This is a genomic window from Streptococcus mitis, from assembly GCF_047463435.1.
Classification (GTDB): Bacteria; Bacillota; Bacilli; order Lactobacillales; family Streptococcaceae; genus Streptococcus; species Streptococcus mitis_DS.
Window position 1 is genome coordinate 116,107 of sequence record NZ_JASHDW010000004.1, and the last position, 20,065, is coordinate 136,171.

A 20,065-nucleotide genomic window follows, 5' to 3' on the forward strand; every position below is an offset into this window, starting at 1 on the left:
CAATATCAGGAGACACCTTAAACATGTTATCACTACAAGAATTTGTACAAAATCGTTACAATAAAACCATTGCAGAATGTAGCAATGAAGAGCTTTACCTTGCTCTTCTTAACTACAGCAAACTTGCAAGCAGCCAAAAACCAGTCAACACTGGTAAAAAGAAAGTTTACTATATCTCAGCTGAGTTCTTGATTGGTAAACTCTTGTCAAACAACTTGATCAACCTTGGTCTTTACGACGATGTCAAAAAAGAACTTGCAGCTGCAGGTAAAGACTTGATTGAAGTTGAAGAAGTTGAATTAGAACCATCTCTTGGTAATGGTGGTTTGGGACGTTTGGCTGCCTGCTTTATCGACTCAATTGCGACTCTTGGTTTGAATGGTGACGGTGTTGGTCTTAACTACCACTTTGGTCTTTTCCAACAAGTTCTTAAAAACAACCAACAAGAAACAATTCCAAATGCATGGTTGACAGAGCAAAACTGGTTGGTTCGCTCAAGCCGTAGCTACCAAGTACCATTTGCAGACTTTACTTTGACATCAACTCTTTATGATATTGATGTTACTGGTTATGAAACAGCAACTAAAAACCGCTTGCGTTTGTTTGACTTGGATTCAGTTGATTCTTCTATTATTAAAGATGGTATCAACTTTGACAAGACAGATATCGCTCGTAACTTGACTCTCTTCCTTTACCCAGATGATAGTGACCGTCAGGGTGAATTGCTCCGTATCTTCCAACAATACTTCATGGTTTCAAATGGTGCACAATTGATCATCGACGAAGCAATCGAAAAAGGAAGCAACTTGCATGACCTTGCTGATTATGCCGTTGTACAAATCAACGATACTCACCCATCAATGGTTATCCCTGAATTAATCCGTCTTTTGACTGCACGTGGTATCGAGCTTGACGAAGCAATCTCAATCGTTCGTAGCATGACTGCCTACACTAACCACACAATCCTTGCTGAAGCCCTTGAAAAATGGCCTCTTGAATTCTTGCAAGAAGTGGTTCCTCACTTGGTACCAATCATCGAAGAATTGGACCGTCGCGTGAAAGCAGAATACAAAGATCCAGCTGTTCAAATTATCGATGAGAGCGGACGTGTTCACATGGCCCACATGGATATCCACTACGGATACAGCGTTAACGGGGTAGCAGCACTTCATACTGAAATCTTGAAGAACTCTGAGTTGAAAGCCTTCTACGACCTTTACCCAGAAAAATTCAATAACAAAACAAACGGTATCACTTTCCGTCGTTGGCTCATGCATGCTAACCCAAGACTATCTCACTACTTGGATGAGATTCTTGGAGAAGGTTGGCACCATGAAGCAGATGAACTTGAAAAACTTTTGTCTTATGAAGACAAAGCAGCTGTCAAAGAAAAATTGGAAAGCATCAAGGCTCACAACAAACGTAAATTGGCTCGCCACTTGAAAGAACACCAAGGTGTGGAAATCAATCCAAACTCTATCTTTGATATCCAAATCAAACGTCTTCACGAGTACAAACGCCAACAAATGAACGCCTTGTACGTGATCCACAAATATCTTGACATCAAAGCTGGTAACATTCCTGCTCGTCCAATCACAATCTTATTTGGTGGTAAAGCAGCTCCAGCCTACACAATCGCTCAAGACATCATCCACTTGATTCTTTGCATGTCAGAAGTTATTGCTAACGATCCAGCAGTTGCTCCACACTTGCAAGTTGTTATGGTTGAAAACTACAACGTTACTGCAGCAAGCTTCCTTATCCCAGCATGTGATATCTCAGAACAAATCTCACTTGCTTCTAAAGAAGCTTCAGGTACTGGTAACATGAAATTCATGTTGAACGGAGCTTTGACTCTTGGTACTATGGACGGTGCTAACGTGGAAATCGCTGAGTTGGTTGGCGACGAAAACATCTACATCTTTGGTGAAGATTCAGAAACTGTTATCGACCTTTACGCAAAAGCAACTTACAAATCAAGCGAATTCTACGCTCGTGAAGCTATCAAACCATTGGTTGACTTCATCGTTAGCGATGCAGTTCTTGCAGCTGGAAACAAAGAGCGCTTGGAACGTCTTTACAATGAATTGATCAACAAAGACTGGTTTATGACTCTTCTTGACTTGGAAGACTATATCAAGGTTAAAGAACAAATGTTGGCTGACTACGAAGATCGTGACGCATGGTTGGATAAAGTTATTGTTAACATTTCTAAAGCAGGATTCTTCTCATCTGACCGTACAATCGCTCAGTACAACGAAGATATCTGGCACTTGAACTAATACTCTTCGAAAATCTCTTCAAACCAAGTCAGCTTTATCTGCAACCTCAAAGCAGTGCTTTGAGCAGCCTGCGGCTAGCTTCCTAGTTTGCTCTTTGATTTTCATTGAGTATAAGATACAAGATTTATACTAATACACTTTCCTATGAAGCGAATTTCGATTGAAATTCGCTTTTTTGAATGCCGTGGATTTTGGTTAATTCTGTCTAAAAATAGAGAAATTCTAGATGCAGTGAAGGCTTAGAAATGCTGGTTTTCACTGTCTTCAGCCTTATATTTCTTTGTAGTTGATTACCTCATATTTCTTGTATTCGCTTACACAAAGTATTATAATATAATTGTAGGAAAGAAGGTGTTTTTATGTGGAAAAAATATTTTTCAAAATATAAATGGACTGATTTATTTTGGATTTTATTTATCATTTTGACCTGCCTCTATATAGGTAACCATGATTTGTTTCCTCTCAATCATCAAGAAATCTCTTTTCGTGGTAGCCTTTGGGGTTTGGTACTTGCCCTATATCACTTGCTATTTATTGATAAGTTTGTTATCTCGAATCGAAAATAAAGTTTAGGACTTAGTAATGTTAAATTTCTTAACTTTTCGGATAGATAATTTTAAAATTGAAATTTAAAACCGCAGATCTTCTTGAAATGCGGTTTTTGTATATGCCAATTACAGTGCTTTCCCAACCAGAATCTCTGCTTCGATGGTAATGTTTGTCAAGTCGCTCCAGTCAATCTTGCTCTGGTCAACGTGAAAGAGAAGGGGTGTCATGCTGAGTAGGGCTTGGAGCTGCTCTGCTGTGATAGGTTTGCTCAGAGAGGCAGTTTGGCTAGATAGGATGGTAAAATGTTCTTGGAAATGATTTTTGATATCTTGATTAGAATAGTCTTTGTTTGTTAGCTGGTCTTGTATCTTCTGACGAATTTCCTTGAGGTGATTTTCAGTTGGGATAACCTTTATTAAGATGCCGTTTTGGGATAGAACGCGACGAAATTCTCCATAGTTGGCAGGTGAGAAGATATCAAGCAGGATATCCATGCTGGAGTCTTTTATAGGAAGACGAGCTAAGTCACCAACAAACCAATTGACTGCCCAGTTGGGTTCGCTCTTGGCAGCGATTTGGACTGAATTTTTGGAGATGTCAAAGGCATAGAAGGTTTTGTCAGGATGACTTTCTTGGAGTTTGCGAGAATAGAATCCTTCGCCACAACCGATATCTAAGACTGTGGTGCTAGTTTCTGAACTGGCTAGCAAGTCAGATACAGCCTCTAAAATAGCCTGATAAAAGCCGGCTTCTAGGATTTGTTGACGATTTTGAAAATTTTCCTTGTCGTAGTTAGCAGATTGCTTGATTTGAGGGGCTAGATTGACATAGCCGAATTTCGCCAAGTCAAAAGAATGGCGATTGCTACATTTGAGACTGTTCTCTACCAGAGTCAGATTGTCTTGACAGATAGGACAGGCAAAGGCAGTAGCAGAAGCAAAACGTTGAAGTTTGGGTTTGAGATTTGTATTCATAGTTTAAGTGTATCAAAAGAGGCAAATGAAAGCAACTTTAGGAATAAGTAGATGGGAGATTCAGTAGAAATAAAACTAATACTCTTCGAAAATCAAATTCAAACCACGTCAACGTCGCCTTGCCGTACTCAAGTACAGCCTGCGGCTAGTTTCCTAGTTTGCTCTTTGATTTTCATTGAGTATAATTCTCCAATTTATAAAATGAAATTGCTTTTATATCTAAATTGCTATATAATAATGATAAGGAGGAAATAAGTATGTTAAAAGAAGTATTAACCGTCGCAAAAGTTGCGAAAAAATCATCACTCTTTTTGGGTGGTGTCGCATTTGGTACCCTTGGTTTGAAAATCTTGGCAAGTAAGGAAGCTAAAAAAGGTTATTCTAAAGCTTTGGCTAAGGCTTACAAGTTGAAAGACGGGCTAGATGCATCTGTTTCTGTTATGAAACAACATGGAGACGATGTCTTGCAAGATGCCAAATATTTGTACGAGCAAGAGAAAAAAGAAGAGCAATTAGATAGCCTTATAGGAGAATAATATGTCTTTTAAAGTGCTACATAGAGGATACCAACATATCCGACTATCATCTTCTTTTTCACTCACCTTGGATATTCAAGACTATCTTCGTTCCTTGGCGAGAGATGAAAAGGGAATTGAGTCTATCCAGTTTTACATGGATCAACAGCACTTTACTCTACGCATAAAAGAAGGCTTTTCTGTATTAGATAATGCAGAAGCCTTTTTAAAAAGAATTGATAAAGGGAAAGTTTCTGAGTTGATGACTCTTCCCATTCGTAGAGAAGAGAGTGCTTATTCTATTGTTTCAGGTGCAGCGATTAAGCGTGTACTTTTTCGTAGTTTTGTGCCGTATCCTATTCGCTATATATGGACTTGTTATCAGGCTTTTGGCTATATTAGAGAAGCCTATCAGACTCTAGCGTGTAAGGAGCTAACGATGGAGGTCTTAGACTGTTCGGCGATTTTATTGTCCTTGTTTATGAACCAATCCAAGACAGCTAGCAATATCATGTTTATGCTTGATTTGGGGAATCATTTAGATCAGTGGTCCTTGAAAAAAACTGCAACAGATCTAGAACAAAGCCTTCTTGCAAAAGAGAGCGATGTATTCCTAGTACAGGGCGATACGGTTGTTAGTATCAAGAGTTCTGATGTTCAAATAGGAGATGTCTTGGTCCTATCTCAAGGAAATGAAATTCTGTTTGATGGACAAGTAGTTTCAGGTTTAGGTATGGTCAACGAAAGTTCCTTGACGGGAGAGAGTTTTCCAGTTGAAAAAAGAGAGTCTGATTTGGTTTGTGCAAATACAGTATTAGAAACTGGAGAGTTACGCATTCGTGTAACCGATAATCAGATGAACAGCCGGATTTTACAACTGATTGAGTTGATGAAGAAATCTGAAGAAAACAAGAAAACGAAACAACGCTATTTCATCAAGATGGCGGATAAGGTCGTCAAATATAATTTCTTGGGAGCTGGGCTGACTTACCTATTGACAGGTTCTTTTTCTAAGGCTATTTCTTTCCTATTGGTCGATTTCTCCTGCGCTTTGAAAATCTCTACTCCTGTAGCTTATTTGACAGCTATCAAGGAGGGGTTGAATCGTGAAATGGTGATTAAGGATGGGGATGTTCTGGAGAAATATCTGGAAGTTGATACTTTCTTGTTTGATAAGACGGGAACAATCACAACTAGTTATCCTATAGTTGAAAAGGTGTTACCTTTTGGGGACTATAGTGAGGAAGATATTCTCAGAATCAGTGCCTGTCTTGAGGAACACATTTATCATCCTATTGCTAATGCCATCGTCAAGCAAGCTGAGATAGAGGGAATTGAACATGAGGAAATGCATGGGAAACTCCAATATATCGCAAGCAAGGGGATTAAATCTCATATAGATGGGCAACCAGTTCTTATTGGAAATTATGTCTTGATGCAGGATGAGCAAATTCATATCAATTCAGAACAAAATGCTTTAATTGAAGAGTACAAGAGTCACTATAATCTCTTATTCTTGGCTTATCAGAATGAATTGATTGGAATGTTTTGTATTCATACTCCGTTGAGAAAAGAAGCAAAAGCAGCCTTGGAGAAACTTAAGGCACAAGGGAAAAAATTGATTCTGGCAACAGGGGACACCTTGGTTAGAACAGAGGAATTAGTCAAAGATTTGCCCTTTGATCAGGTCTATACAGACTTGAAACCTGATGGGAAATTTGAGCTAGTAGAGGAACTGCAGAAAGCAGGTCACACTATTTTGATGGTTGGAGATGGCTTGAATGACTCAGCTGCTCTAACCCTATCAGATATCGGTGTGGTGATGAATGAGAGTGCAGATATTTCTAAGCAGATGAGCGATATCTTATTGTTAGATAATCGTTTGGATTTCTTCCAAGAGTTGGATTGGCTATCATCATCTTTGCAAACACTCATCAAGAAGAATATTCAAGATACCGTTGTAGTAAATAGTAGTTTGATTGGCTTTGGCTTATTTAATTGGCTCAGTCCTTCAAATCTCTCTATCTTACATAATCTAACAACCTTGCGCATAGTCCTGCGTAGCCTGTCTATTAAGGCTAGATAGATGTGGTTATCAACAACAAAAAGGAGTTACCTTTCTCGAGGTTAACTCCTTTTTTATAGGTAAATGTTGAACAGTTTAGTAAGTCAATACAAAATATTTCTTCTTGCCGCGACGGATAACAGTCAGTTCGTTCTCTAACTTATCAGCGTCACTCAAGACATAGTCAAGGTCTTGGATGCGGTCACCGTTGACGTAGATAGCTCCGTTTTGGACGTCTTCACGGGCTTGGCGTTTTGAGTTGACCACACCAGATGCCACGAGGAGTTCCACGATATTGTGGTTTTCGTCTGCTTGTACTTGGTAGTTTGGTACTCCACGAAGTCCTTGTTTGAGCTCTTTGACAGAAAGGTTTTTGATGTTTCCTGCAAAGAGTTGCTCAGTGATGTTGAGGGCTTCTTTGTAAGCTTCTTCGCCGTGAACAAGTGTTACGACTTCACGAGCCAAGACTTTTTGAGCCAAGCGTTCGTGTGGAGCTGCTTCAAACTGCTTGCGGATATCTTCAATCTCATCAAGTGACAAGAAAGTAAAGATTTTCAAGAAGCGAACAGCGTCAGCGTCCATAACGTTCATCCAGAATTGGTACATTTCGTATGGGGAAGTCTTTTCAGGATTGAGCCAGACTGCGTTTCCTTCTGATTTACCAAATTTCTTACCAGTTGCATCTGTGATCAATGGAACAGTGATAACGTGGCCAGTCTTGTCAGCCTTACGACGAAGCAATTCGGTACCAGCTGTCATATTTCCCCACTGGTCAGAACCACCGATTTGAAGGGTAACGTTGTAGTCTTGGTTAAGGACGAAGAAATCGTAACCTTGCATGATTTGGTAGGCAAACTCAGTGTAAGAAATCCCTGTTTCAATCCGTTTTTTCACAGACTCCTTGCTCATCATGTAGTTGACAGTGAAGTATTTTCCGATATCACGGAGGAAGTCAATGAAGCTGATGCTGCCAAACCAGTCGTAGTTGTTGACCATGACAGCCTTGTTTTCGCCATTTTCAAAGTCAAGAAAACGAGAAAGTTGTCCTTGGATAGACTTGACCCAGCCATCTACTGTGTCTTTTGTTTGGAGACTACGTTCAGCATCTTTGAAGGACGGATCTCCAATGAGACCTGTAGCACCGCCAACGAGCGCATAAGGTTTGTGACCTGCTAGTTGCAAGCGACGACTTGTCAAGATTGCGACAAGATGGCCTAGGTGAAGGCTGTCAGCAGTTGGATCGTAGCCAGTATAATAAGAAACTTGACCTTCTTCTAGGGCTCTACGCAAAGCTTCTTCATCAGTCGTTTGAAAAATCAAACCACGCTCTTTTAGCTCATCAAAAATGTGCATGTGTCTTTTCTCCTTTTTAAAAATATTGTTTCTACCTATTGTATCACAAACTTGGGCAATAGCCTAGTAGAATAGGGAAGAAAGTGGCTATTTTATTGAAAGTTTACCTTTTATGGTATAATAGTTACAGTGAGGAAATCCATGCAAAATCAATTAAATGAATTAAAACAAAAAATGCTGGAATTTTTCCAGCTAGTAAAATCAAAAATAAATCATAAAAAATCAGAGAAAGTCTCAGAAGAGAAGCAGTCGGATGGGACAGGTGGGAAAGTTCTGGCTATCCTAGGTAGCATTTTAGTTGTTATCAAGGGAATTTTGAATACTCTCTTTATTCTAGGCTTTATCGGTGGGCTTTTTGGTGCTGGTGTAGCTCTTGGTTATGGAGTTGCTTTGTTTGACAAGGCCAAGGTTCCCCAATCGGAGGACTTGGTCAAGCAGGTTAAAAATATTTCTTCCATCTCAGAAATTGTTTACGCAGATGGGAGTGTCATTGCTTCTATCGAGAGTGATTTACTGAGAACTTCTGTCTCATCTGAGGAAATATCGGACAATCTCAAAAAGGCTATCGTTGCAACTGAGGACGAACATTTTCTTGAACATAATGGGGTTGTGCCAAAAGCTGTGATTCGGGCGACTTTGGGAACCTTTGCAGGTTTGGGCTCATCTAGCGGGGGCTCGACCTTGACCCAACAGTTAATCAAACAACAAGTGGTTGGAGATGCTCCGACTTTGGCTCGTAAGGCTACAGAAATTGTTGATGCCCTTGCCTTGGAACGCAGCATGAGTAAGGATGAAATCTTGACTGCTTATCTCAATGTTGCTCCCTTTGGTCGAAATCATAAAGGGCAGAATATTGCAGGTGCCCAGCAAGCTGCTGAAGGGATTTTCGGTATCGATGCCAACAAGCTGAGTATTCCCCAAGCTGCCTTCCTAGCAGGTTTGCCACAGAGTCCGATTACTTATTCCCCTTATGAAAATACTGGAGAGTTAAAGAGTGATGAAGACTTAGAACTTGGTTTGAAGCGGGCCAAGGATGTTCTCTACAACATGTACCGTACGGGTGCTCTGACTCAGGAAGAATACGACCAGTACAAGGATTATAATCTCAAGCAAGATTTCTTGCCATCAGGAACTGTCAATGCTGTTTCGAGGGATTATCTCTACTTTACAGCTATGGCTGAAGCGACAGACCGTATGTATGATTATTTAGTTCAACAGGACAATGTCTCTAGCCAAGAGTTGAAAAACGATTCGATTCAAAAGGCCTATCATGAGCGAGCTGAGCAGGAACTAAGTAATGGCGGTTACAAAATTACTACAACGATCAATAAAAAAATCCATAACGCTATGCAAAATGCAGTTGCTAACTATGGTCATTTGGTAGATGATTCGACTGGGCAGCCTGAAGTAGGGAATGTTTTGATGGACAATAAAACGGGAGCTGTTCTAGGCTTTGTTGGTGGTCGTAATTACCAGACCAACCAAAACAATCACGCCTTCGACACCAAGCGTTCGCCAGCCTCTACAACCAAGCCTTTGTTGGCCTACGGTATTGCCATTGATCAAGGTTTGATGGGAAGCGCTAGTATCTTGTCCAATTATCCAACAAAATTCTCTAATGGAAATCCTATCATGTATGTAAATAGTCCAGGTACAGGCATGATGACTTTGGGAGAAGCCTTGAACTATTCATGGAATATCCCAGCCTATTGGACCTATCGCATGCTTCGTGAGAAGGGTGTGGATGTCAAGGGTTATATGGAGAAAATGGGTTACGAGATTCCGGAGTACGGTATCGAAAGTCTGCCTATGGGCGGCGGTATTGAAGTCACAGTCGCCCAGCATACCAATGGTTATCAAACAATTGCCAATAACGGTGTCTACCATCAGAAACATGTGATTTCTAAGATTGAATCATCTGATGGTAGAGTAATCTATGAATTTCAAGACAAGCCAGTTCAAGTGTACTCGAAGGCAACGGCAACAATTATGCAGAGTTTGCTTCGTGAGGTGATTTCATCTCGAATCACTTCAAGTTTCCAAACGGATTTGGCTTCTATCAATTCAAGCTTAGCTCGTGCAGACTGGATTGGTAAGACTGGTACAACCAATGAAGATGAAAATATGTGGCTCATGCTGTCAACACCAAGATTGACTCTAGGTGGTTGGCTAGGGCATGATGACAACCGCCCAATGGCTAAGGGGGCTGGACATTATCGAAATGCCAAATATATGGCTTACTTGGTCAATGCTATCCAACAGGCTGAGCCTGGTGTTTGGGGCAATGAACGCTTTAATCTTGATTCTAGTGTGACCCAATCTCAGGTCCTCAGATCTACAGGACAGAAGCCAGGCAAAGTATCCGTTAATGGAAAAACGGTGGATCTTTCAGGGGCTACTGTAACGAGTTATTGGGCTAATAAGGCGGGAGCTCCTACGACAAGCTATCACTTTGCTATTGGAGGAAGTGAAGCAGATTACCAAAATGCTTGGTCAAGTATTATTGGTAGTTTCTCATCTACACCAAGTTCAAGTAGTAGTTCTAGCAGTACATCAAGTTCATCATCTACACAACCAAATAGTAGAAGATAGGAAAGTGGCATTGATTGCCACTTTTTTCTTTTTTCCTTTCGTGTTACAATAAAGGTATGAATCAGTATCAGAAAAAGATTGTTAAAGGAACTATTTATTCGCTCCTATCCGGCTTAATCTGGGGAATCTGTGGAATTTTAGGAGAATATTTCTTTACTCATTATCAAGTGTCCTCTGGCTGGATTACCTCTATGCGTTTGACACTGGCAGGGAGTCTTGTACTCATTTGGTCTGCAGTGCAATTAAAATCGCAAGTGCTAGATATTTGGCGAGATAAGAAAAATTACCTGCCCTTTTTAGCCTATGCTATTTTGGGGATTTTTTCAGTCCAGTATTTTTTCTACCTCTGCGTAGAATATTCTAATGCAGCGACAGCGACTATTTTACAGTTTATAAGTCCTGTCTTTATCCTCTTTTACAATCGCTTGATTTATCAAAAACGAGCGTCAAAAAGTGCTATTTTCTATGTTTTGATTGCCATGCTGGGCGTGTGCTTGATGGCGACAAAAGGCGATCTCTCTCAGTTATCTATGACGCCACTAGCCCTTATAACAGGTCTGTTGAGTGCCATGGGTGTTATGTTTAATGTTATCTTACCTCAACCTTTTGCTAAGCGCTATGGTTTTGTCCCGACGGTTGGGTGGGGGATGATTTTGGCCGGTTTATTTAGCAATATCCTTTCGCCAGTGTATAAGCTTTCCTTTACTCCTGATATTTGGAGTATCTTGATTTGCCTTATTATTGCTTTCTTTGGGACGGCTTTTGCTTTTTTTATTTCCATGAAGGCAGTGTCCTTGGTTTCTCCTTTGGTGGTTTCTGTCATTAGTGCCAGTGAACCTCTCTCCTCTGCTCTCTTGAGTGTTTTGTTTTTAGGATTAGTAGTGGATTGGTCTCTTCTTCTAGCAATGGTCTTGATTATTTTACCCATGATTTTCCTATCGATAGAAGAAGCGAAAGAAAGTAAATAAAAAGTCTTTTCTTAATTCTAAAAGTGTGCTATACTAGAATAGTCAATAAAACACGGGGAGATAGTTGTGAAGAGTGTTTTTAGGTTGTATCGGTAGGGGCTTGCTTTTACCGACAGCACGTTTTATCTCACATCCCTAAAAATCATACCTAAAAACAAACAAAAAGGCTTCAAATTTGAGGCCTTTTTTGGTAGAATAGGTATCATTAAAATGAACTAGGAGGCGCTTATGACTGCTACAAAAATGAACGCTCAAGAAATTATCCAATTTATCGCCAATGCTGAAAAGAAAACCAGTGTCAAAGTAACCTTTGAGGGACAACTCGCAACTGCTGTACCTAGCTCTGTTGTCAAACTAGGGAATGTCCTATTTGGAGACTGGAAAGATGTTGCTCCGCTTCTTGATGGCTTGGTAGAAAATCAAGACTATGTTGTTGAGCAAGATGCTCGTAATTCTGCAGTTCCTTTGCTAGATAAACGTGCTATCAACGCTCGTATCGAGCCAGGTGCGATTATCCGTGATCAGGTTGAAATTGGTGACAATGCTGTTATCATGATGGGAGCAGTTATCAATATCGGTGCTGAAATCGGTGCAGGAACCATGATTGACATGGGTGCCATCCTTGGTGGCCGTGCTATCGTTGGGAAAAACAGCCACGTTGGTGCAGGTGCAGTTTTGGCAGGTGTGATTGAGCCAGCTAGCGCAGAACCAGTCCGTGTTGGAGACAATGTTCTCATCGGTGCCAACGCAGTGGTTATCGAAGGGGTCCAAATCGGTAGTGGTTCAGTTGTCGCAGCAGGAGCTATTGTTACCCAAGATGTCCCAGAAAACGTGGTGGTGGCAGGTGTTCCAGCTCGTATTATCAAAGAGATTGATGCCCAAACCCAACAAAAAACAGCGCTAGAGGATGCGCTTCGTACCTTATAATTGTAAAAGTAATAAAGAGGCGGAACCCTTCTTCCAGCCTCTTTCTGCTATATCGGAGGATAGATAGATGTTAGATTTGATTCAGACTAGACGAGATTTGCACCAGATTCCAGAGATTGGCTTGGAGGAGTTCAAGACTCAGGCTTATTTGCTAGATGTGATTGAAAAATTGACTGCGGGCAAGGAGTTTGTCCAAGTTCGGACTTGGCGGACAGGTATTTTGGTTTATTTGCAGGGAAGTCAGCCAGAGCGTACTATTGGTTGGAGAACAGATATTGATGGTCTGCCTATCGTTGAACAAACAGGATTCCCTTTCGCTTCTCAACATCAAGGTCGGATGCATGCCTGTGGCCATGATTTTCATATGACTATTGCCTTGGGCTGTCTTGAGAGCGCCCTTGAGGAGCAACAGAAAAATAATCTGCTCTTCCTTTTTCAACCTGCGGAAGAAAATGAAGCTGGTGGTATGCTCATGTATGAGGATGGCGCTTTTGGAGACTGGCTACCAGACCAGTTTTATGGTCTCCATGTTCGGCCGGATTTGAAGGTTGGTCAGATTGCGACCAATACCCATACACTCTTTGCTGGGACTTGCGAGGTGAAGATTCGTTTCAAAGGCAAAGGAGGACACGCAGCCTTTCCACATGAAGCTAATGACGCCTTGGTGGCGGCTAGTTACTTTGTGACCCAGGTGCAGTCAGTTGTCAGCCGCAATGTTAATCCAATCGAGGGAGCAGTGGTGACCTTTGGTCTTTTCCAAGCCGGAACAACCAACAATGTCATCACAGACACAGCCTTTTTACATGGAACTATTCGGGCCTTAACTCAGGATATGAGTCTCTTGGTGCAAAAGAGGGTCAAAACAGTTGCAGAAGGAGTTGCAGCTGCCTTTGATATGGAAGTCGAAGTGGAACTCAAGCAAGGTGGTTATCTGCCTGTTGAGAACGATCCAGCCTTGGCACGAGAACTGATGGATTTCTTTGAAGAAAAAGACGGAATTGAGTTGATTGATATCGAACCTGCTATGACAGGTGAAGACTTTGGTTATCTCCTTTCAAAGGTTGATGGCGTGATGTTCTGGCTAGGTATTGATAGTCCCTACGCCCTTCATCACCCTCAGATGAGTCCTAAGGAAGAAGCCTTAGCTATTGGGGTGGACGTGGTCTCTAGTTTCCTCAAAAAGAAGGCAGCAGAGTAGAGGGGTTGTTTATGAAATCGGAATTGCGCAAGCAAGTCTTACACGAAATGAAGGCTTTACCTCGAGAGCAAAAACAGTTTATAGACCAAGCTTTAACTGAGCGACTTTTAAAACACCCCTTTTACCAAGAAGCTAAGGTCATCGCAACCTATCTCTCTTTTCCTCACGAATTTCAAACGCAGGGATTGATTGAGCAAGCGCTGAAGGACGGCAAGAAGGTTCTGATACCTAAAACCTATCCCAAGGGGCGCATGGACTTTGTAGTCTATGAACCGCAACAGTTGGTAAAAACTTCCTTTGGATTACTGGAGCCACAGGGAAATTTGGAAGTTGTGGATGTTTCAAAGATTGATTTGATTCATGTTCCTGGCTTGGTTTTCACGACGGAAGGATATCGGATTGGATACGGTGGAGGTTATTATGATCGCTATCTGAAACATTTTTCTGGTCATACTTTTAGTACGATATATCCTTGTCAAATTAGGGACTTTATTCCTGAAAAGCATGATATTCCTGTTCAGGAGGTATTAATTGATGAAGGAAATCTTTGATAGACGTTACCCTGTGACGAGTTTCTTCCTCTTAGTGACGGCCTTGGTATTTCTACTAATGTTGGTGACTACAGGAGGAAACTTTGACAGGGCGGATACCTTATTTCGATTTGGAGCCATGTATGGGCCGGCTATTCGCCTCTTTCCTGAGCAGGTTTGGCGTCTCTTCTCTGCTATTTTTGTTCATATTGGGTGGGAGCATTTTATTGTTAATATGCTTTCTCTCTATTATCTTGGTAGGCAAGTAGAGGAAATTTTCGGATCTAAGAAGTTTTTCTTTCTCTATCTTTTATCAGGAATGATGGGTAATCTCTTTGTTTTTGTATTTAGCCCCCAATCCTTAGCAGCAGGAGCTTCTACTTCTCTCTATGGACTATTTGCTGCGATTATCATTCTTCGCTATACAACGCGTAATTCTTATATCCAACAGCTAGGGCAATCTTATCTGACACTTTTTGTGGTTAACATTATTGGAAGTGTTCTGATTCCAGGAATCAGCCTAGCAGGTCATATCGGTGGTGCAGTTGGCGGAGCATTTCTAGCAGTTATCTTTCCAGTTCGAGGCGAAAGACGGATGTATAGTACCAGCCAGAGGTTAGGAGCGGTAGTGTTGTTCGTAGGACTCGCAGTTCTGCTTTTCTACAAGGGAATGAGTTATGTGTAGGGAATGAATAGTTAAATGCGCATGGATTCAGTTGCCAATAAGTCATCTACAAAGATGGCTTTTTTGTTGCAAAATTGGAAGGATAGCGAGTTTCTTGTATCTTATGATTTGATGAATTTGTCTGATCTTTAATAGACTAAAAAATGCTATAATAGTCAATAATAAAAGAATGGACGAGGTAGTCGAATGGAAAATTGTGTTTACATCATTTCAGGTCCTCCTGGTGTTGGGAAAAGCACAGTCAGTAAGGAGTTGGCCTATTCTTTTAAGAAAAGTGCAGTAATTGAAGGCGACATGATTTATTTAATGATTAAAGGAGGACTCGTGGCTCCTTGGGAAGATGATGGTTATTACATGGATTTATTTTGGGATAATATCATCAGTCTGATCAATAATTTCATCGACCGAGGTATTACCGTTGTGATAGAATATGTCATTTTTGAAGAGCAACTAAAGAAAATTGCAACCTTCTTAAAAGAAAAACAAGTTGCCCTAAAATATTGTGTCTTAATGGCCGAAGAAAAAATCTTGAAAGATAGGGATGGTTCTCGAAAAGAAACTGAAAGAGTGGGCAACTTATCAATACAAGCAAGAAGTGAGTTTCTAGCTAAAAATAAGGAGAAGAAAAAACATTTTCTGTATACAGATGATTTAAAAGTCCCCAAAATAGCAAATATCATTAAAACTTCAAATCGATTTTTGATTGAAAATCTGTAATCCGTCATTAAGGACTGAGGTTGAGTTGGTAGATTTAGAGACATATCACATAAATTTTTAAATTGTATGTAAATTTGTAAAATAATTAAGTCTCCAGAGTCAACTTGCTGGAGACTTAATTTATTATCTGGAAACTAATTCTATTCCTTCTCAGCCAATTCTTTTCCAAGTTGGATGATGTAATCTTTCAAGTCATCTTTGACTTGTGGGTGCTTGAGGGCGTAGTCAATAGATGTTTTCATAAAGCCAAACTTATCGCCAACGTCGTAACGAGCTCCTGTAAATTCACGGGCGAAAACACGTTGTGTTTTATTAAGTGTATCAATAGCGTCGGTAAGCTGGATTTCATTTCCAGCACCGGGAGCTTGATTTTCGAGGATCTCAAAAATTTCTGGTGTGAGCAGATAGCGGCCGATGATTGCCAAATCACTTGGAGCATCTTCTGGAGCTGGTTTTTCTACGAAAGTTTCGACGCTATAGAGACCATTAATTCCTTCACCTTGAGGAGCGATAACTCCATATGCTGAAACGTCTTCATGAGGAACAGGCATAACAGCAATTGTTGATGCGTGGGTTGTCTCGTAATCGTTCATTAATTGTTTTGTCAAAGGTACAGCGTGGTCATCTGTGATATCCATTAGGTCGTCACCAAGCATGACAACGAAGGGCTCATTCCCCACAAAAGCTTTTGCTTGTAAGACAGCATCGCCAAGACCACGAGGATGGCTTTGACGGATAAAGTGAAGGCGAATGCCAGTTGTTTCGTCTACCAATTTTAGCAAGTCATGTTTGCCTTTTTCTTTGAGGTTGTACTCAAGCTCAAAGTTTGAGTCAAAGTGGTCTTCAATAGAACGTTTTGATTTACCAGTAACAACCAGAATATCTTCAATACCTGATTTAAGAGCTTCTTCTACGATAAACTGGATAGTTGGTTTATCTACAATTGGTAACATTTCTTTGGCAAGGGCCTTTGTTGCTGGTAAAAATCGAGTTCCAAGCCCAGCGGCAGGGATGACTGCCTTTCTAACTTTTGATGTCATAAGAATCCTTTCTCTAGAGGGTTAAGACCACTCATTTTCTGCTTTAAATTCATTGTTCATGATGTCATAAATGGCATCTTTGATATTGGTTCCGTGGTAGATAACTTGGTAAATGGCCTGTGTAATTGGCATATAGACTCCAAGTTCTTGCGCTAGTTCATAGGCTGCTCGAGTCGTTGAGATTCCTTCAATCACCATGCCCATATTGGCTTCGATATCAGCTAAAGATTCTCCACGACCAAGAGCATCTCCAGCTCTCCAGTTACGAGAGTGGATGGAAGTTCCCGTTACAATCAAATCTCCCACACCAGATAAGCCGCTATAGGTCAATGGATTGGCTCCGAGTGCTACCCCTAGACGAGTAATTTCTGCCAAACCTCGAGCGATAATGGCTGCCTTGGCATTGTCACCAAATCCTAGACCATGTAAAGCTCCAGCACCGACAGCAATAATATTTTTGAGAGCACCAGCGGTTTCGACCCCGATAACATCCGTATTGGTATAAAGTCGGAAGTAGTGATTACTAAAGAGTTCTTGAACGTATTGAGCTGTGTGTAAATCTTTAGAAGCGGCAGTGATTAAAGTCAGGTCACGTACAATGGTTTCTTCCGCATGACTAGGTCCTGAAACAACGACAATATCACTGCGGAGATGTTCAGGAATTTCTTCTTCAAGGATGGTTGATAATCGTTTATGGCTATCAGGCTCTAATCCCTTTGATGCGTGCATGATGATAGCCTTATGGTCTAAGGTTTTTGCAACTTGTTGGGCAACAAGTCGTGTCACTTTTGTTGGGACAACAAACAAAATCGCATCTACATCTTTCAGTGCCTCTGATAAGTCGGTGTAGGCAATGATATTTTCATCTAGAACGACATCTTTAAAGTAGTGTTTGTTAGTATGATAGGTATTAATTTCATTGATTTGCTCGGGAATGTTTCCCCAAATACGTACCTCGTGTCCATTGTCATTTAAGACTTGTGAAAGAGCAGTTCCCCAAGAACCAGGCCCCAAGACGGCGATGGTTTGTTTTTCCATGATTTCCTCCTTAATAGAGTCCTTTTCATTATTCTATCATATTCTAGAGGATTTTGCACTTGCATTGCTGGGGAGTGGTTGCTTTGTTACTTGAAAAGTATACAAAAACCGAGGCTAAGTATTAAACTCTTAGTCTCGGTTTTGATATTCCTTAAAGTTAAAGAATAGCTCGGTTTATTTCAATTGATCTGTAATGTCTTTTGATAGCAACATTCCCAGATGATAAGTTTTATTGATGTAAGCAATGACATCATTGATATTTTCAGTCGTGTGAATTTTTTCTTTGATGTCAGACCTAAATGTTTCATCCTTCAAAAGTTGTTCTTGGTAGAGCCTTTGCAGTCTCTCCTTCTCGTACTTATTGAGCAGAAAAAGGAAAACCAAGCTAATCACAACGAGGATATAAGCATATTGGCTCATAGAAAATCTCCCTGTATGGTGGAAGTAGTAGTGAATAAATCGATTTAGTGGACCTAAAATAGTAGAGCAAGTCAGCAAAACTTGATAAGTCTCTTAACCAAATCGATATTATTTGGTTAGGTGAATTAGTAAATCGTTTAGGCAATGCGCCACATAGTTACGACGTATTGTAATAGAAATCGATATTATTTCTATTACAATACTAGTGAAGCAGTTAGCTAGTCCGCATATAAGCGGCTAGCGTCTAACAATTAGGAACTTTAGTTCCAATAACCTTAAGATTACGACGTTTTAGGACATAAATCGATCATATTTATGTCCTAAAACTAGTGAAGCGCCTAGCCAAATCTCTGATAGGATTTGGCGTTAGTTACTTAGATTGCTTTGGAATCAAGTAACTTTGGCGATTTACATCTTCTCTGGCGCTTCTACTCCAAGCAAGCGAAGGGCTTCTTTGAGAACGACTGCGGTTGCGTAGCTGAGAGCTAGACGGCTGTCGCGTTCAGGATTTTCGTCTAGGATACGTGTATGTGCATAGTACTTGTTGAAGGCTTGAGCTAGACTAATTGCAAATTTAGCAATGATAGAAGGTTCAAAGTTATCTGCCGCACGGTTGATAATACGTGGGAAGTCTTGGATGAGTTTAATGATTTCCCAGCTTTCAGCATCATTCAAGCTATATTTCTCCGCTGTTTCAGGTTTGAAATCGGCTTTGCGTAAGATAGATTGGATACGAGCGTAGGCATATTGAACGTAAGGTCCAGTTTCCCCCTCGAAGGATACCATAGCTTCTAGATCGAAATCGTATCCATTTGTACGGTCGGTCTTGAGGTCATAGAATTTAATGGCTCCGACCCCAACAGCATGCGCTACTTGGTCTTTGTTTTCAAGTTCAGGATTTTTAGCCTCGATTTGAGCCTTGGCACGACTAACAGCCTCTGCAATAGTAGGCTCTAGCAAGATGACATTCCCTTTACGAGTAGAGAGTTTTTTTCCTTCTTTTGTAACCAAACCACAAGGAACGTGAGTAATGTCGTCACTCCAGTCGTAACCCATCTCTTGCAAGACAGCTTTGAGTTGTTTAAAGTGGGCAGATTGCTCTTGACCAACGACGTAGATAGATTTGGCAAATTGGTATTCATTTTTACGGTAAAGAGCTGCAGCCAAGTCACGTGTGATATAGAGAGTTGCACCATCAGATTTTTTGATAAGGGCTGGATGTTCAATTCCATATTTCTTAAGATTCACAACTTGGGCACCTTCTGATTCAACAAGAAGGCCTTTTTCAGAAAGGATGTCTACAACTGCATCCATCTTATCGTTGTAGAAGGCTTCTCCGTTATAGCTGTCAAAGTCAACCTTCAGTTCATTATAAAGGCGGTTAAATTCTACCAAACTTTCATCACGGAACCATTGCCAAAGAGCGAGAGCTTCCTCATCTCCATTTTCCAGTTTACGGAACCATTCGCGTGCTTCTTCATCCAAGCTAGGGTCGTTTTCGGCTTCAGCATTGATGCGGACATAGAGTTTAAGAAGTTCATCGATTGGATGAGCTTTTACAGCTTCTTCGTCACCCCATTTTTTGTAGGCAACAATCAGCATCCCAAACTGTTTACCCCAGTCTCCCAAGTGGTTGACTTTGACAGTTTGATAACCGATTTTTTTGAAAATATGTGACAAGCTATCTCCGATAACAGTTGAGCGCAGGTGACCGATAGAAAATGGTTTAGCGATATTAGGACTAGACATATCGATAACAACATTTTCTTGTTTACCAATGTTTTGGTCAGCATAGTGTTCTTTTTCAGCGATAACAGCTTGCAATACTTGAGCAGAAATAGCAGATTTATCAAGGAAAAAGTTGACGTAAGGCCCAGTTGCAACAACCTTTTCAAAGGCTTGGCTATTAATCTTTTCAGCCAGTTCAGCAGCAATCATTTGTGGCGCTTTACGTTCGACTTTTGCAAGAGAAAAAGCAGGGAAAGCGATGTCTCCCATTTCTGAGTTTTTAGGGGTTTCCAGTAAATTTAAAATAGCCTCTTGGTCCAGGCTATCAATAACGCTAGCCAACTCGCTAGCAATCAATTCTTTTGTATTCATTAAGAGCTCCTTTTTGGACTTTTCTACTATTTTATCACAATTTTAAAGAAAGAAGAAAAAATTTTTGAAATCTCCTATTTTTTTGGTATAATATAGTTATAAAATTAGTTAT

At 40.6% G+C, this 20,065-nt stretch carries 17 protein-coding genes; 11 read left to right on the forward strand and 6 right to left on the reverse strand.

The genetic code is table 11. From position 1 onward, the window contains the following. The first annotated feature begins 23 nt into the window (after nt 1-23). A complete protein-coding gene (gene glgP, locus QM843_RS03670; RefSeq protein WP_414304497.1) occupies nt 24-2,282 on the forward strand; it encodes a glycogen/starch/alpha-glucan family phosphorylase in 2,259 nt (752 codons plus the stop codon). 359 nt (nt 2,283-2,641) lie between these two features. Continuing rightward, nucleotides 2,642-2,848 carry a hypothetical protein gene (locus QM843_RS03675; RefSeq protein ID WP_084947287.1) on the forward strand — a complete coding sequence of 69 codons (207 nt, stop codon included), beginning with the start codon at nt 2,642-2,644 and terminating at the stop codon, nt 2,846-2,848. 108 nt (nt 2,849-2,956) lie between these two features. Here the strand turns inward: QM843_RS03675 and QM843_RS03680 are convergent, their stop codons facing one another. After that, nucleotides 2,957-3,805: a putative RNA methyltransferase gene (locus QM843_RS03680; RefSeq protein WP_414304496.1), complete on the reverse strand. Its 849-nt coding sequence runs from the start codon at nt 3,803-3,805 to the stop codon at nt 2,957-2,959. A gap of 257 nt (nt 3,806-4,062) precedes the next feature. On the opposite strand from QM843_RS03680, the gene QM843_RS03685 reads away from it, so the two are divergent. Continuing rightward, nucleotides 4,063-4,341: a DUF6110 family protein gene (locus QM843_RS03685; protein WP_004258701.1), complete on the forward strand. Its 279-nt coding sequence runs from the start codon at nt 4,063-4,065 to the stop codon at nt 4,339-4,341. A 1-nt stretch (nt 4,342) separates the two neighbouring features. Beyond that, a complete protein-coding gene (locus QM843_RS03690) occupies nt 4,343-6,406 on the forward strand; it encodes a heavy metal translocating P-type ATPase (RefSeq protein ID WP_033685317.1) in 2,064 nt (687 codons plus the stop codon). 75 nt (nt 6,407-6,481) lie between these two features. Here the strand turns inward: QM843_RS03690 and tyrS are convergent, their stop codons facing one another. Then, nucleotides 6,482-7,738 carry a tyrosine--tRNA ligase gene (gene tyrS, locus QM843_RS03695; RefSeq protein WP_033685316.1) on the reverse strand — a complete coding sequence of 419 codons (1,257 nt, stop codon included), beginning with the start codon at nt 7,736-7,738 and terminating at the stop codon, nt 6,482-6,484. A 141-nt stretch (nt 7,739-7,879) separates the two neighbouring features. On the opposite strand from tyrS, the gene pbp1b reads away from it, so the two are divergent. The 7 genes from pbp1b to QM843_RS03730 all read left to right on the forward strand — a co-directional run bounded on the left by pbp1b (nt 7,880) and on the right by QM843_RS03730 (nt 15,355). Beyond that, nucleotides 7,880-10,330, forward strand: coding sequence for a penicillin-binding protein PBP1B (gene pbp1b, locus QM843_RS03700; protein WP_414304495.1), 2,451 nt, complete (start codon nt 7,880-7,882; stop codon nt 10,328-10,330). A 56-nt stretch (nt 10,331-10,386) separates the two neighbouring features. After that, nucleotides 10,387-11,298 carry a DMT family transporter gene (locus tag QM843_RS03705; protein WP_414304494.1) on the forward strand — a complete coding sequence of 304 codons (912 nt, stop codon included), beginning with the start codon at nt 10,387-10,389 and terminating at the stop codon, nt 11,296-11,298. Between the two features lie 228 nt (nt 11,299-11,526). Further along, the gene (gene dapD, locus QM843_RS03710) at nt 11,527-12,225 is read left to right on the forward strand and encodes a 2,3,4,5-tetrahydropyridine-2,6-dicarboxylate N-acetyltransferase (RefSeq protein WP_000127460.1); all 699 of its coding nucleotides are present in this window, start codon (nt 11,527-11,529) and stop codon (nt 12,223-12,225) included. A 67-nt stretch (nt 12,226-12,292) separates the two neighbouring features. After that, a complete protein-coding gene (locus QM843_RS03715) occupies nt 12,293-13,423 on the forward strand; it encodes an N-acetyldiaminopimelate deacetylase (RefSeq protein WP_414304493.1) in 1,131 nt (376 codons plus the stop codon). A gap of 11 nt (nt 13,424-13,434) precedes the next feature. Then, the gene (locus QM843_RS03720) at nt 13,435-13,974 is read left to right on the forward strand and encodes a 5-formyltetrahydrofolate cyclo-ligase (protein ID WP_261031743.1); all 540 of its coding nucleotides are present in this window, start codon (nt 13,435-13,437) and stop codon (nt 13,972-13,974) included. Then, entirely contained in the window at nt 13,958-14,638 is a 681-nt protein-coding gene (locus tag QM843_RS03725; protein ID WP_261031741.1) for a rhomboid family intramembrane serine protease, read from the forward strand. Before QM843_RS03720 ends, QM843_RS03725 begins: the two co-directional genes overlap by 17 nt. A 186-nt stretch (nt 14,639-14,824) precedes the next feature. Next, nucleotides 14,825-15,355, forward strand: a complete 531-nt coding sequence (locus QM843_RS03730; RefSeq protein WP_261031740.1) for an AAA family ATPase — start codon at nt 14,825-14,827, stop codon at nt 15,353-15,355. Nucleotides 15,356-15,495: 140 nt separating this feature from the next. Here the strand turns inward: QM843_RS03730 and galU are convergent, their stop codons facing one another. From galU to argS, 4 genes are all read right to left on the reverse strand, one after another. Further along, nucleotides 15,496-16,395: a UTP--glucose-1-phosphate uridylyltransferase GalU gene (gene galU, locus QM843_RS03735; protein WP_261031739.1), complete on the reverse strand. Its 900-nt coding sequence runs from the start codon at nt 16,393-16,395 to the stop codon at nt 15,496-15,498. Between the two features lie 21 nt (nt 16,396-16,416). Further along, nucleotides 16,417-17,433, reverse strand: a complete 1,017-nt coding sequence (locus QM843_RS03740; RefSeq protein WP_261031738.1) for an NAD(P)H-dependent glycerol-3-phosphate dehydrogenase — start codon at nt 17,431-17,433, stop codon at nt 16,417-16,419. Between the two features lie 174 nt (nt 17,434-17,607). Next, nucleotides 17,608-17,853 (reverse strand): hypothetical protein, encoded by a 246-nt coding sequence (locus QM843_RS03745; RefSeq protein ID WP_020903404.1) that lies wholly within the window; start codon nt 17,851-17,853, stop codon nt 17,608-17,610. A gap of 408 nt (nt 17,854-18,261) precedes the next feature. Beyond that, the gene (gene argS, locus QM843_RS03750) at nt 18,262-19,953 is read right to left on the reverse strand and encodes an arginine--tRNA ligase (RefSeq protein ID WP_414304492.1); all 1,692 of its coding nucleotides are present in this window, start codon (nt 19,951-19,953) and stop codon (nt 18,262-18,264) included. Nucleotides 19,954-20,065: the final 112 nt, after the last annotated feature.

Excerpts from the sequence above, each read along its gene's own strand:
- glgP (WP_414304497.1), top strand. The coding sequence starts at position 24 with ATGTTATCACTACAAGAATTTGTACAAAATCGTTACAATAAAACCATT.
- QM843_RS03675 (WP_084947287.1), top strand. The coding sequence starts at position 2,642 with ATGTGGAAAAAATATTTTTCAAAATATAAATGGACTGATTTATTTTGG.
- QM843_RS03680 (WP_414304496.1), bottom strand. The coding sequence starts at position 3,805 with ATGAATACAAATCTCAAACCCAAACTTCAACGTTTTGCTTCTGCTACT.
- QM843_RS03685 (WP_004258701.1), top strand. The coding sequence starts at position 4,063 with ATGTTAAAAGAAGTATTAACCGTCGCAAAAGTTGCGAAAAAATCATCA.
- QM843_RS03690 (WP_033685317.1), top strand. The coding sequence starts at position 4,343 with ATGTCTTTTAAAGTGCTACATAGAGGATACCAACATATCCGACTATCA.
- tyrS (WP_033685316.1), bottom strand. The coding sequence starts at position 7,738 with ATGCACATTTTTGATGAGCTAAAAGAGCGTGGTTTGATTTTTCAAACG.
- pbp1b (WP_414304495.1), top strand. The coding sequence starts at position 7,880 with ATGCAAAATCAATTAAATGAATTAAAACAAAAAATGCTGGAATTTTTC.
- QM843_RS03705 (WP_414304494.1), top strand. The coding sequence starts at position 10,387 with ATGAATCAGTATCAGAAAAAGATTGTTAAAGGAACTATTTATTCGCTC.
- dapD (WP_000127460.1), top strand. The coding sequence starts at position 11,527 with ATGACTGCTACAAAAATGAACGCTCAAGAAATTATCCAATTTATCGCC.
- QM843_RS03715 (WP_414304493.1), top strand. The coding sequence starts at position 12,293 with ATGTTAGATTTGATTCAGACTAGACGAGATTTGCACCAGATTCCAGAG.
- QM843_RS03720 (WP_261031743.1), top strand. The coding sequence starts at position 13,435 with ATGAAATCGGAATTGCGCAAGCAAGTCTTACACGAAATGAAGGCTTTA.
- QM843_RS03725 (WP_261031741.1), top strand. The coding sequence starts at position 13,958 with ATGAAGGAAATCTTTGATAGACGTTACCCTGTGACGAGTTTCTTCCTC.
- QM843_RS03730 (WP_261031740.1), top strand. The coding sequence starts at position 14,825 with ATGGAAAATTGTGTTTACATCATTTCAGGTCCTCCTGGTGTTGGGAAA.
- galU (WP_261031739.1), bottom strand. The coding sequence starts at position 16,395 with ATGACATCAAAAGTTAGAAAGGCAGTCATCCCTGCCGCTGGGCTTGGA.
- QM843_RS03740 (WP_261031738.1), bottom strand. The coding sequence starts at position 17,433 with ATGGAAAAACAAACCATCGCCGTCTTGGGGCCTGGTTCTTGGGGAACT.
- QM843_RS03745 (WP_020903404.1), bottom strand. The coding sequence starts at position 17,853 with ATGAGCCAATATGCTTATATCCTCGTTGTGATTAGCTTGGTTTTCCTT.
- argS (WP_414304492.1), bottom strand. The coding sequence starts at position 19,953 with ATGAATACAAAAGAATTGATTGCTAGCGAGTTGGCTAGCGTTATTGAT.